The organism is Pasteurella canis, from assembly GCF_020810675.1.
In the GTDB taxonomy this organism is placed as follows: domain Bacteria; phylum Pseudomonadota; class Gammaproteobacteria; order Enterobacterales; family Pasteurellaceae; genus Pasteurella; species Pasteurella canis.
In genome coordinates this window covers 156,509-169,379 of record NZ_CP085871.1, presented here as the reverse complement: position 1 = coordinate 169,379, position 12,871 = coordinate 156,509, and the positions used below count along the sequence as shown (strand labels likewise).

At 36.7% G+C, this 12,871-nt stretch carries 15 protein-coding genes and 1 riboswitch; of the genes, 5 read left to right on the top strand and 10 right to left on the bottom strand.

Features of this window, described 5'->3' with window-relative positions; all coding sequences use genetic code 11:
* Positions 1–9: 9 nt before the first annotated feature.
* The 4 genes from K7G93_RS00770 to efp form a co-directional block, all read right to left on the bottom strand.
* On the bottom strand, positions 10–630 hold the full coding sequence (locus tag K7G93_RS00770) for a DUF5358 family protein (RefSeq protein WP_226690247.1): 621 nt from the start codon (positions 628–630) through the stop codon (positions 10–12).
* Positions 631–732: 102 nt separating this feature from the next.
* On the bottom strand, positions 733–1,200 hold the full coding sequence (gene ybeY, locus K7G93_RS00765; protein ID WP_115322373.1) for an rRNA maturation RNase YbeY: 468 nt from the start codon (positions 1,198–1,200) through the stop codon (positions 733–735).
* Positions 1,201–2,304, bottom strand: coding sequence for a PhoH family protein (locus K7G93_RS00760; protein ID WP_191135038.1), 1,104 nt, complete (start codon positions 2,302–2,304; stop codon positions 1,201–1,203).
* Between the two features lie 168 nt (positions 2,305–2,472).
* Entirely contained in the window at positions 2,473–3,039 is a 567-nt protein-coding gene (gene efp, locus K7G93_RS00755; protein WP_049216457.1) for an elongation factor P, read from the bottom strand.
* Between the two features lie 35 nt (positions 3,040–3,074).
* Between efp and epmB the strand changes: the two genes are divergently transcribed.
* On the top strand, positions 3,075–4,088 hold the full coding sequence (gene epmB, locus K7G93_RS00750; RefSeq protein WP_228400399.1) for an EF-P beta-lysylation protein EpmB: 1,014 nt from the start codon (positions 3,075–3,077) through the stop codon (positions 4,086–4,088).
* Between the two features lie 91 nt (positions 4,089–4,179).
* On the top strand, positions 4,180–5,340 hold the full coding sequence (gene oapA / locus K7G93_RS00745) for an opacity-associated protein OapA (RefSeq protein WP_228400398.1): 1,161 nt from the start codon (positions 4,180–4,182) through the stop codon (positions 5,338–5,340).
* Between the two features lie 68 nt (positions 5,341–5,408).
* Here oapA and rdgC read toward each other — a convergent pair whose 3' ends face one another.
* Positions 5,409–6,317 (bottom strand): recombination-associated protein RdgC, encoded by a 909-nt coding sequence (gene rdgC / locus K7G93_RS00740; protein ID WP_115322369.1) that lies wholly within the window; start codon positions 6,315–6,317, stop codon positions 5,409–5,411.
* A 94-nt stretch (positions 6,318–6,411) separates the two neighbouring features.
* Between rdgC and proC the strand changes: the two genes are divergently transcribed.
* The 3 genes from proC to xerD are packed head-to-tail and all read left to right on the top strand — an operon-like array spanning position 6,412 to position 9,292.
* Positions 6,412–7,239, top strand: coding sequence for a pyrroline-5-carboxylate reductase (proC, locus tag K7G93_RS00735; RefSeq protein ID WP_223667934.1), 828 nt, complete (start codon positions 6,412–6,414; stop codon positions 7,237–7,239).
* Complete coding sequence (locus tag K7G93_RS00730; protein WP_049216461.1) at positions 7,239–8,396, top strand: 3-phenylpropionate MFS transporter; 1,158 nt, start codon at positions 7,239–7,241, stop codon at positions 8,394–8,396. Before proC ends, K7G93_RS00730 begins: the two co-directional genes overlap by 1 nt.
* A 2-nt stretch (positions 8,397–8,398) precedes the next feature.
* Entirely contained in the window at positions 8,399–9,292 is an 894-nt protein-coding gene (xerD, locus tag K7G93_RS00725; RefSeq protein ID WP_160531217.1) for a site-specific tyrosine recombinase XerD, read from the top strand.
* Between the two features lie 61 nt (positions 9,293–9,353).
* Here xerD and raiA read toward each other — a convergent pair whose 3' ends face one another.
* The 5 genes from raiA to coaE form a co-directional block, all read right to left on the bottom strand.
* Positions 9,354–9,671, bottom strand: coding sequence for a ribosome-associated translation inhibitor RaiA (raiA, locus tag K7G93_RS00720; protein ID WP_049216463.1), 318 nt, complete (start codon positions 9,669–9,671; stop codon positions 9,354–9,356).
* Positions 9,672–9,921: 250 nt separating this feature from the next.
* Positions 9,922–11,295, bottom strand: a complete 1,374-nt coding sequence (locus K7G93_RS00715; RefSeq protein WP_226690244.1) for an alanine/glycine:cation symporter family protein — start codon at positions 11,293–11,295, stop codon at positions 9,922–9,924.
* Between the two features lie 112 nt (positions 11,296–11,407).
* Positions 11,408–11,527, bottom strand: a riboswitch (glycine riboswitch).
* 214 nt (positions 11,528–11,741) lie between these two features.
* Positions 11,742–12,008: a GNAT family N-acetyltransferase gene (locus tag K7G93_RS00710; RefSeq protein WP_160531215.1), complete on the bottom strand. Its 267-nt coding sequence runs from the start codon at positions 12,006–12,008 to the stop codon at positions 11,742–11,744.
* Positions 12,008–12,208 (bottom strand): DNA gyrase inhibitor YacG, encoded by a 201-nt coding sequence (gene yacG / locus K7G93_RS00705; RefSeq protein ID WP_049216466.1) that lies wholly within the window; start codon positions 12,206–12,208, stop codon positions 12,008–12,010. The genes K7G93_RS00710 and yacG overlap by 1 nt, the downstream gene beginning before the upstream one ends.
* Before the next feature lie 16 nt (positions 12,209–12,224).
* Positions 12,225–12,845, bottom strand: a complete 621-nt coding sequence (gene coaE / locus K7G93_RS00700; RefSeq protein WP_226690243.1) for a dephospho-CoA kinase — start codon at positions 12,843–12,845, stop codon at positions 12,225–12,227.
* Between the last annotated feature and the right edge of the window lie 26 nt (positions 12,846–12,871).

Genomic DNA, 12,871 nt, shown 5'->3' with positions numbered 1-12,871 from the left:
TGTATTCCATTAAAATGGCGATTTCATACGTCGTTCCATCTCCTCTTGTTGCTCACGAATTCGACGTTCTAGAGATTCTTGTTGTTCTTGAATACGGCGTTCAATAGATTTTTTCTGTTCTTGAATAGAGGTATCACGAGACTCCTCTAATTCTGTTGTTTTTTTAGCTCGTCCCCATAAATATTGATAGCGTTCTGTTAAAAGTCGACAATCACGCTCGCGAATATTAGATATATCATGTTTTAATTGTTGATACTTAAATTGAAAATAATGAAAAGATTGTGGATCATCATAAATTGTTTTTGCTTTTTCTTTTCCAATTACTTTCACAAGTTGTTCATAACTTAGCTCTTTTAATACCTGTTTTTCTAATGCTTTTAAACGCTGTTCCTGTTGTTTCCCTAATTGTGACTCTAAACAACTATACATATTATTCTCAGCCAAAATAAATTGATACATTTGCTCAGTCGAAATTTTATATTGTGATGGCTCTTTTGATTTTGGTTTTCTAGGGTATTTATGCTGATCAAAAGACGGATCAAACTTAGGCTCATATTGTGGATAAGGATAATAAGTCACACATGCCATTAGACTTAACATTGATAAGGCTATCAATAATTTTTTAAACATTCTTTATTCCTACTTATCATAAAGGATTTAAATTAAGTTTAGATGAACTTAGGCTACAATTTCGTAGCATAGTTTAAAAGTGCGGTCTATTTTTACAAAATTTTACGCTTTTTCACTTAAGTAAGGATCATCAAATCCAAGCGCGTACATAATTTCAGTTTCTAGACGTTCCATTTCCTCAGCCTCTTCCTCTTCAATATGATCATAACCAAGTAAATGTAAGCTACCATGCACGATCATATGTGCCCAATGTGCCATCAAGGATTTATCTTGTTCTCTCGCTTCTTTCTCCACCACTTGACGACAAATGACTAAATCACCTAACAAGTTGAGTTCCACCTCATCTGGACATTCGAAAGGGAAAGAAAGTACATTTGTAGGCTTATCTTTACCTCGATAAGTCAAATTCAGCTCATGACTTTCTGCTTCATCTACAATACGTACAGTCATTTCCACACTAGATAATTTAGGTTTTATCGCTTGAGTTGCCCAAGCTTGAATTTGTACTTCAGTGGGTAAGTTTTCTGTATTCTCAGTGGCAATTTGTAAATCAATGATCACTTGCTTCATTTATTCATTCTCACTCAGGGAATTGGCTAATTGCTCTTTCTTTGTACGTTCTTGGCGACGTTGTTCTGCCATGACAGTACGACGAATTTCATCTTGTGCCTCCCACGCATCATAAGCTTGTACGACTTTTGCGACGACGGGGTGGCGGACGATATCTTTACTTTCAAAATAGTTAAAACTCAGCTCAGGTACATTTTCTAGTACTTCAATAGCATGGCGTAAGCCAGATTTTTGACTACGTGGCAAGTCGATTTGAGTAATATCACCCGTAATAACAGCCTTTGAATTAAAACCAATACGTGTTAAGAACATTTTCATTTGCTCAACAGTCGTATTTTGACTCTCATCAAGAATAATAAAACTATCGTTTAATGTACGACCTCGCATATAAGCTAAAGGCGCAATTTCAATCACATTACGCTCCATCAACTTTTGTACACGTTCAAAGCCTAGCATCTCAAAAAGCGCATCATAAAGTGGTCGTAAATAAGGTTCAATTTTTTGACCCAAATCGCCAGGTAAGAAACCTAATTTTTCACCCGCTTCAACTGCAGGACGAGTCAGCAAAATACGGCGAACTTCTTGTTTTTCTAAAGCTTCAACTGCGGCAGCTACAGCTAAAAAAGTTTTCCCTGTTCCTGCTGGTCCAATACCAAAACTAATATCATGACGAAAAATATTATGTAAATATTGAACTTGATTTGGACCACGCGGTTTAATCAAACCACGCTTCGTTTTAATTGAAGAAGCATATACCTTACTTTCTTCACGTATTTCCTCATGTTCTTGGACTAAAATACGACTTTCTTGAATCGCAATATGGACATCTTCTAAATCCAACGCTTTCACTTGCCCGCGCACAGGTGATGTTTCCAAATATAAAACTTGGATTAATTTTGCCGCACTTTTTAGTAAGTTGGTATGATGAGACTTACTATTATCTTCATTAGATCGAATAGTAAAAGTAAAATTACGACGCAAAATTGTTAAATTCAATGATTTTTCAATCAGTTGTAAATTACCTTCATATGGACCACATAAAGCTTGCAAACGTATGTTATCTTGCGGCTCAAGTGTAAACGTTTCTGAGAGTAAATCGGTCAAAGCTAAACCTCAAAAGAAAATTAAAAAAACAGTCTGTATTGTAAAGAGATCAAGTTGAATTTACTAGGCTGGATTGTCGCCAAATAAAGAGAAACTCATTCTAATTTGGACGCACAAAAATAAAGGCAAGCATGTTTGCTCACCCTTATTATAAAACTAAAAAAGGACTTATTTCACGCGTGAAACATATTCACCAGAGCGAGTATCGACCTTGATAACTTCACCAATCTGAACGAATAAAGGCACTTTAACAACAGCACCGGTGCTTAATGTCGCAGGCTTACCACCTGTACCCGCAGTATCACCTTTTAAACCAGGATCAGTATCTACGATTTCTAACTCAACAAAGTTTGGAGGTGTAATGGAAATTGGGGAACCATTCCATAATGTAACGATACAATCTGCTTGGTCTAATAACCATTTTTCTGCATCGCCTACTGCTTTTGCATCTGCTGAATATTGCTCAAATGTTTCAGGATGCATAAAATACCAGAACGCATCATCTTTGTATGAATAAGTTAAGTTTAAATCCATTACATCGGCAGCTTCAACCGAAGTACCCGATTTGAAGTTCACATCCAATACTTTGCCAGAAATTAATTTACGGATACGTGTACGTGTAAATGCTTGACCTTTTCCAGGTTTAACAAATTCATTTTCAACGATAACACAAGGCTCGCCGTCTTGCATAAATTTTAGACCTGGTTTGAAATCACTGGTAGTATATGTAGCCATATTATCCTCAAGTTATAAAGAGATTGTTTTTAAAAGTGCACATTTTAACTCAAAATATAGTAATTAGAGAAGAACAAAGTTGGACAGATCATCTCGCAAATGCTATTTCTGATCCAAAAATTTTATTAAAAGTACTTAATTTACCCATTACTGCTTTTGAAAAAGATATTGAAGCACGTCGCTTATTCCCCATGCGAGTGCCATTACCCTTTGTCGCTAAGATGGAACGCGGCAATCCTCAAGATCCTCTTTTCTTACAAGTCATGACTGCCAATGATGAGTTTCTACAAGCGGAAGGCTTTACACCAGATCCCCTTGAAGAACAAAACGCTGTTGTTCCTAGCGTTTTGCATAAATATCACAACCGTTTGCTATTGATGGTCAAAGGTGGTTGTGCTGTAAATTGTCGATATTGTTTCCGTCGTCATTTCCCTTACGCGGATAACAAAGGCAACAAAACAAATTGGCAAAAAGCCTTAGATTATATTTCTGCACACCCAGAAATTGAAGAAGTCATTTTTTCTGGTGGCGATCCTTTAATGGCAAAGGATCATGAATTAGTTTGGCTAATCAAAAATTTGGAAAACATACCGCACTTACAACGCTTACGTATCCATACTCGCCTACCTGTTGTGATTCCACAACGCGTGACAGATGAACTCTGTACAATATTAGCAACTAGTCGTTTACAAAGCGTTATGGTGACACATATCAATCATCCTAATGAAATCGATCAACAGTTAATACAGGCGATGGATAAACTGAAAAAAGTTGGTGTTGTCTTATTAAATCAAGCTGTATTACTTAAAGGTATCAACGACAATGCACATATTTTAAAGCAATTAGGAGATAAATTATTTACTGCCAATATTTTGCCTTATTATTTACATTTGTTAGATAAAGTCGAAGGGGCAAGACATTTTTATCTTGACGATAAACAAGCAGTAAAAATTTACAAAGAATTACAAAGCATCACTTCAGGTTATTTGGTACCGAAACTAGCTCGTGAAATTGCGAAAGAACCAAATAAAACCCTTTATACAGCATAGGAAAATCAGTAAATATCCTTTAGAATAAGCCAAATTTTGACCGCACTTGAAAGTGTATATAAGTTAAGCTATTTAGAATTGAGGTACTATCGTGGATTCAGAAAAACAAAAGCCAGAGGTTGAGCATAGTCCAACACAAAATGAGTTGGATTTAGAGTTTAACCAAGTTGAGCCAATTACACCTAAAAAAGTGATTAAACCAGAACCTTCCATTTTTGACAAAGCGAAAGGGTTATTTGCTAAAAAAGAGCAATTAGAATCTCAATTGAATACTCGTAAAGAACCAACATTCAGTGAGTCAGTTACAAGCGAAATAAGCGACGATAACCTAGAGAAAACAGCAGATGTGTCGCATGAGTCCCTTGATGTGACACCTATTTCTTCCTCTACCGCAACAAAAATAAATTGGAAAAACCCAGAAACTTGGCCAATGTTACAAGTATTACCACAGCAACATCGCCGTTTATTCGTCACATTGCTCGTATTAATCTTATTACTGATTATTTTCTTTGCTTTAAAACCAAGCTCAGAAACAGTGCAATCATTTGAGCAACAAAATACAAATTCTGTACCGATTCAATTCCAACCCCTAGACAAACAACAAGCACTTGAAAGCTCTATTTTGGATGATTTAAACAAACCACAACATCCAAACGAGCCAACAACAATGGCAGTTGAGCGCATTAAAAATGATAGCGTATCAGAAACAGTATCAACGTCATCAGACTCAGGGATAGTAGTACCTCCTACGACTTTGCCGCCAACAGACATGGCTCAACCTAAAACTGAGCAAATTGCTGCAGAAAAACCACAACCTGTAAAACAGCCAGCTGAGCCAGTAAAAGTTGTTGAAAAAACACAGATTATTGAAAAAGCAAAAACTCTAGAAAAGGCAAAAGTTGTGGAGCAAACTAAGCCTGTAGAAAAAACAAAACCACTTGAAAAAATAAAAACTGAAAAGAAAATGGCACCAGTTGTTGATGCTGAACCAGTTAAAGTGAGTAAAGGTAAGACGCTTACTATTCCACAAGGAGTAAGTCTAATGCAAGTCTTTCGTAACCATAATTTAAATATTGCTGATGTTAATGCAATGACTAAAGCTACTGGTGCAGGTAATGCCCTAAGTAGCTTTAAAGCAGGAGATAAAGTACAAGTATCAGTAAATAGTCAAGGACGTGTTGCTGAACTTCGCTTAGAAAATGGTGCAAGATTTATTCGTCAAGCTGATGGTAGCTATATTTATAAAAAATAATCAACAATCCTTATATAGAAAAAGCCTGTGGCATCACAGGCTTTTTCTTTCTTTGTAAAAAATTAACTTTATAACCGCTCTTTTTCACCACCAAAATCATCAAGTAAATTTGCGATCAATTTACTTAATACAGCTGTCATCAAAACAAAATCAGCATCAAAACGTTGTGTATAATCTTCTTTTAAAATATCATCATTTTTCTCACGAACCTGATCAGCAAATTTTAAACGCTTTAAAGAACAATCTTCATTTAACACAAAACTAATATTCTCCTCCCAAGAGAGTGATAATTTAGTCACTACTTTACCTGCAGTTAAGAGTGATTGGATTTCTTCTGAATCTAAATTTTGTTGTTTACAACGAATAATTCCTGTATCACTACTCCCCATTAACTCTGCTTCTTCTAAAGCGATTAACCATTGTGGCGTGTTATCGTTACGGATCCAATCCGTCATAACTAAACTCGGTTCATTTGCAAAAGTTAAAGGTATCACTGGCAAAGAACCGAGTGATTTACGTAAAAGTGCCAATGCGTCTTCTGCTCGTTTACTTGATGCTGCATCGATATAAATCAAATGATTTTCTGTATCGATCCATAAGGCCGTATGTTGATTTTTACTAAATGCACGTGGCAATAATCCAGCAATAACATCATCTTTCAGAGTTTGTTTTTCCACTTTCTTTAATTTGCGATTTTCTTTCTGTTCTAATTGAGTTATGCGTTGTTCCAGTTCAGCATTGACTACCTGAGCAGGTAATATTTTTTCTTCTTTGTGAGCCACTAACAATATTTGTTTTCCAACTGAAAAATACAATAGTTCACTATCTCGCAATGGGTTTGTCCAACCAAATTTACTCATATCAGATTGCTGACAAGGATGATATTCACATGACTGTAATTGTGTTTGTAGTAGCTCTACTGACCAGTCCAACTCTTTAGTTAAACGATAAATCATGGCGTTTTTAAACCAAAACATAGTTTGTTCCTTATTTTTTTCAGGTAGAATAGACAATTTGTAGGTCGTATTCTCGACCAAATTTTTTATATTGTAACGTAGTTCGAGACAAAATATGCAAACTAAATCTATTTGCTTTATTGGCGGCGGAAATATGGCACAAGCTATAATTTTTGGCTTACTCAAACAAGGCTATCCTGCAACAAACATTACAGTCTGCGATCCAAATATTGATAAATTAAATCGATTTGCACAAAAAGGTATTCAAGTAGTTGAAAGCAACGATATCAGTAATCAACGTGCAGTTAAAAAATCAGAGGTGATATTCCTTGCTGTGAAACCTCAAGTACTTGCAGAAGTTTGCCATAGTTTCAGTTCAGTTGATTTTACTGATAAATTAGTGATATCAATTGCAGCAGGTATCTCACAAACAAGATTAAGCCAGCTTTTACCTTCTGCTGAGCACATTATTCGAGTAATGCCTAATACACCAGCACTCGTCTCAGCAGGTATGTCTGGTCTATTTGCACCTGCTAACTTACCTACCGAATTAAAGCATTTCGCACAAGATTTATTAGCCGCTGTAGGTAAAACATGTTGGGTAGAACACGAAGAGGACATGCATACCGTTACAGCAGGTTCAGGAAGTAGCCCTGCCTATTTTTTCTTATTTATGGAGGCAATGCAAAAAGCCCTAGTATCAATGAATTTAGATGAAACCACAGCACGTTTACTCGTCCAACAATCTGCATTAGGTGCGGCAAAAATGGTCGTAGAAAACCCAGAACTTGCCATTTCAACCTTGCGTGAAAATGTCACTTCTAAAGGAGGTACAACTGCTGCGGCACTAGCTATATTCAATCAACAAAATTTACAACAAACTGTTCAGCAAGCTATGCAGGCTTGTGTTGAACGCTCTCAACAAATGGAAAAATTGTTTTAATGAAAATTTCAGCATTTCACTGGCTTGCTTTAAGCTTTTTCGGTTATTTTTGTGCTTATGGTGTGTTTGTACCTTTCTTTCCTGTTTGGTTAAAGTCCCAATCCTATGGAGAAGAATTGATCGGTTTAGTTATCGCCAGTTCTTATGTTTTCCGTTTTATTGGTGGAATTTTTTTCTCAAGCGTTGTCAAAAAAGCGTCTCAACTTATTCACGCTCTACGCTATCTAGCTTGGGTAAGTTGCGTCATTGTATTCATAATGAGCTTTATTGCAGAAAGTTTTTGGCTATTATTTATTGCAATTGCATTATTTTCTATGTTCAACGCGGCGGGGATGCCACTCAATGATACGCTTGCTAGTGTGTGGCAACAACAAATCCACTTAGACTATGGCAAAGCTCGACTAATAGGCTCTCTTGCTTTTGTCGTTGGTGTTGTGATATTTGGTTATATTATTGGCATATTAGGAGAAAGCAGTATTGTGTGGATTTTAACCGCACTACTAATTGCTTATGCGACAATGCAGATGACAACACCAACACCTATGCCTGAAGATCAACAAAGTGCAGTAGAAAATCAAGTTAGTTTTAAATACTTACTACAAAATAGAACGACGCTACGTTTACTCATTGCAATCTCATTAATTCAAGGATCACACGCTGCCTACTATGCTTATAGCGTCTTATATTGGACGAGTTTGGGTATTTCTGTACAAACAACAAGCTTATTATGGGGATTGAGTGTGATCGCAGAAATGCTACTATTCTTTTTCTCAACAAAACTCTTCCGCACGTGGAAAGTTAGCTCATTATTTTATTTATCAGCTATTGCCACAGTCATACGTTGGGGTGCACTCAGTGTTGCTGAAGAAATAACGTCATTAGCACTCACTCAAACTTTACATAGTCTCACTTATGCTGTCAGTCACTATGCCATCATTCGTTATTTCACTACACAACCTATTTCACACATTGCTAAGCTGCAAGGCTTATACAATGGTATCTCAGGTTGTGGTGCTGTCGCACTTCTTACAGCTCTGTCAGGTTTGTTATACCCGATTTCTCCAGCCACATCTTTTCTAGTTATGATGGGCTTTGCTGCTCTTGCTTTATTTGCCATTCCACGTAAAGTTGATGCATTTCTACTTAAAAGGTGCTAATAATGAAAGATAGTGCGTTAATTGAACTTTTTCTGAATGAAGTGTGGATAGAAAAAAACTTATCTGAAAATACAGTACAATCTTATCGCTTAGACCTGACTGCGTTATCGCAATGGTTAGAGAAACATCACTTAACGCTATTAAATTTAGATGCAATAGATTTGCAAACCTTTTTAGGCGAGCGTTTAACACAAGGTTACAAAGCCACTAGTACAGCTCGTCTATTAAGCGCAATGCGTAAATTATTTCAATATTTGTACAGAGAAAAATATCGTATCGACGACCCAAGTTCAGTCTTAAGCTCACCAAAATTGCCGACTCGCTTACCTAAGTATTTAACTGAACAACAAGTCACTAATCTATTAAATTCGCCTGATGTAGAAATTCCATTAGAGTTACGCGACAAAGCAATGATGGAATTATTATATGCAACAGGATTACGTGTGACAGAGTTAGTTTCACTCACTATCGAGAATATCGATATTAATCAAGGTATCGTGCGTGTTATTGGTAAGGGAAATAAAGAACGTATCGTACCTATCGGAGAAGAGGCAACTTATTGGATCAAACAATTTATGCTTTATGGTCGTCCCTTTTTACTAAATGGACAAAGCTCAGATGTCATTTTTCCAAGCAAAAGAGCAGTACAAATGACTCGTCAAACATTTTGGCATCGGATTAAACATTATGCATTACTTGCAGAGATTGATCTGGATAGCTTATCGCCTCATGTACTTCGTCATGCATTTGCTACTCATTTAGTCAATCATGGTGCAGACTTGCGTGTAGTACAAATGCTACTAGGACATAGCGATCTCTCTACGACTCAAATTTATACGCATGTTGCTAAAGAACGTTTAAAACATTTACATCAACGCTATCACCCGAGAGGCTAAAAAAGAAAAATAGACATAAAAAAACTGCATCTTTCGATGCAGTTTCATATTTCAATTTGGTTTAAAAAGAGTCTTTTAAACGTTCATCAGCACGGCGAGCTTCACCTTTATGTTGTAATTTATTTAATTGACGCTCTAACTTTTCTTCAACTTCATTGACAGCTTTATACATATCATCTGACTCTGCTTTTGCAAACAAGTCACCTAATGGCGTACCAATGGATGCCTCAACCGAGAAGCCTTTGGGGATTTTATTTAAAATAAAATGGGGATTAATTAATTGAGTTTGCCATTTTCCTAATTTAGCGAGTCTATCTTCGACATGAGCACGGATTGCAGGGGTGATTTCCATTTGTTTGCTTGTGATATTTAGAGTCATAGCATTTACCTCTCTGTTGAAAAGGGGACTTTCTGTCCCTTGTGATTAATAATCCTTAGTTACAACATAGTCCCCTTATCATCAGTTTTCAAGTCTTTTTATTGAATTTTTCTGGAAAAGTTAAAAAGTATGATCTAGATAGAAAAATTATCATTTAATACTAGATTATTAACTGAAAGTTGCTATGATTGGGGGGATATCATATTGGTACCCCTCTATATTTTCGTTTAAATTTCAAACAATTAAAAAATTAACTCACTACATTTTCATCTGCTTTATTCATTTTTAAGCGCTCAAAATAATCTCTTGTTTCATCGACAATAACATGACGTAGCCCAATTAACGCAATTAAATTTGGAAATGCCATTAATCCATTCACAATATCTGCCAGAATCCAAATTAAATCGAGATGAATAAAAGCACCACAACCGACTAATACAATAAACATAAAACGATAGAACTTAATACCACGAATACCAACGAGATAAACAAAACAACGTTCACCATAGTAACACCAACCTAAAATCGTAGTGAAGGCAAAAAACAATAAGCCAACAGTTACGACAGTCCCGCCTAGATTAGAGTTCAAACCTTCAGTAAATGCATGGTTTGTTAACGCTGCTCCCGCTATATCCGCTGATTGCCATGCTCCTGTAATCACTAGTACGATTCCAGTCATTGAGCACACGATAATGGTATCCAAAAAAGTCCCTGTCATCGAAATCAAACCTTGACGTACCGGTTCTTTAGTTTGTGCCGCCGCCGCGGCAATTGGTGCACTTCCCAAACCTGATTCATTAGAAAAAATTCCGCGTGCGACACCTGACTGAATCGCTTTCATCACGGTAAAACCTAAAGCACCGCCTAATGCTGCACTGGGTTCAAAGGCACTGTAAATGATTAATCCTATCGCTTGTGGCACTAATTGCCAATTAATTAATAAAATAATCAAAGATGTAGCTACATAAAGCACTGCCATAAAAGGAACAATATATGAAGAGACAACAGCAATACGTCTCACTCCACCGAGAATAATTAATGCAACAAGTGCAGTAATAATCGACGCTGTCAATGGAATAGGTACACTGAATGTATCTTGCATTGCATGTGTAATTGCATTGACTTGTGGAAAGGTTCCTATCCCAAAGAAGGCCACTAAAATACCAAAAAGTGCAAACAATTTTGCCAGCCATTTAATTCCCAAGCCACGTTCAATATAATACATCGGTCCACCAGCCATAAAACCTTGCTTATCACGTACTCGGTATTTTACTGCAAGTAAACACTCAGCATACTTTGTTGCCATACCTAGTAATGCCACTAGCCACATCCAAAATACCGCGCCAGGTCCACCTGCTTGAACAGCAGTCGCCACACCAACAATATTCCCAGTACCAATCGTTGCGGCTAATGCAGTACATAGTGCAGCAAAAGAAGACACGTCACCTTTTTTACCCATACCTTTTTCTGTTTTGAATAAATAAGATAATGCTCGTGGCAAATGAATAAATTGGATAAAACCTAAACGAAAAGTTAAATACAGCCCTGTGCCTGAAAGTAAAATCAATAAAGGCGGTCCCCAAACAAAGCTGTTGATAGATGATAAAATTGATTCTAATGTCATTGAAATGTTCCTCGTAAAAAATAACCAATTACAAGGAGGCAAAAGCATTTTGCGGAAGAGTTAAAATAGAATGACACACAAAAAGTGTGTGTAAAACATCAAACCGAATAGTCTTGTTGCCCCTGTCCTTTTGCCTGAGCGTTTGAAAAAACGGAAAAGCTCACCGCTCTTTTTGCGCCTTCGGCGGCCGTTTTATGTTTGTAATTTAACGGCTCTCTCCAAGGGTTCGTCCAGTAACAGTCCCTGCTTATTATCAGCGCCTGAAAGATTTTACCTCGTCGGCGTAGGGTCAATTCCCTACTCTCCAGCTACCTTCATCCGAACTTACTTTTGTTGATTTTTTCAAAAAAAGTGAGCTGAATTTTAGCAGATAGAATATAAAAAACAAGAATCTTATGCTTTATTAAGAATATCGAAAGGCAGTTTAATAACTGCCTTAAAAAGAATTACCGATTATCACGTTGCCATTTCTTTACTATATAGCTACATGTTGGTATAAGATGGAGCTTATTTTGATGAACAAAATTAACAAGTGCTTGGTATAACTGTTCGGCGATACCTTGCCCACGTAATATTGGTGAAACATAAGTATGATTTGCGTTGATGGTTTTCTCATCTACAAAAAAATAAGTAAGTTGCGCAACTTTATTACCCATATCATCTAAGAAGAAAAACTCACCTTCATTATTAGTTTGTTGATGCTGAACTTGCATTAATGAACTCCCCAATCTTCATGTTCTTCACTCATCGCAAAATCTGCTGTCTCACAAGGGATCGCCTTTTCTTCTGCTGCCCATTCACCTAAATCAATCAATTGGCAACGTTTACTACAAAAAGGGCGATATAGACTTTTTTCTGACCACTCCACTGCTTTTTGACAAATGGGACAGGGCACACTAAAAATTTCTGACATGGTTTTCTCACTGCTTTTATTTTCTTTCCGCGTTAGCTAACTCTAAATATTGGTGGTGTAATTCTAACACTTTTTGCTTTAGCGTGACGAATGTTTGCGACAAGTCCCCATCATTATTAATCACATCATCAGCAAAACTTAGACGAGTTGAACGATCGACTTGTGCATTAATAATTTGTTGAATCAGTTCAATCTGGTTGCCATCACGTTGAGTAGCTCGTTGTAATTGAGTTTCGAGTTTGACATCAATAACTAACACACGTTGACATAGTCTCGTCAAATGATTTTCGATTAATAAAGGTACAACCCAAAGCACATAAGGATAAGTTTGTGCATGAAGCTGCCTCAACATTTCTTCCCTGATAGGAGGATGCAATAAGTTATTTAACCATATTTTTTCTTCTGGTTGCTGGAAAATAAGCTCTCGCAATTTCGCACGATCTAACTCACCATTATCAAGTAAAATTTGTTCACCAAAATGTGCCACAATCTGTGCTAATAATAGTGTCCCTTTTTTTACCACTTGTCTTGCTACATTATCTGCATCAATAACAGGCACACCTAGTTCAAGGAATAAATTCGCAACGGTAGTTTTACCACTTCCAATTCCACCAGTGAGGCCAACAATATAAGTCATCTATTTACCTTCGTCTGATTAAAACA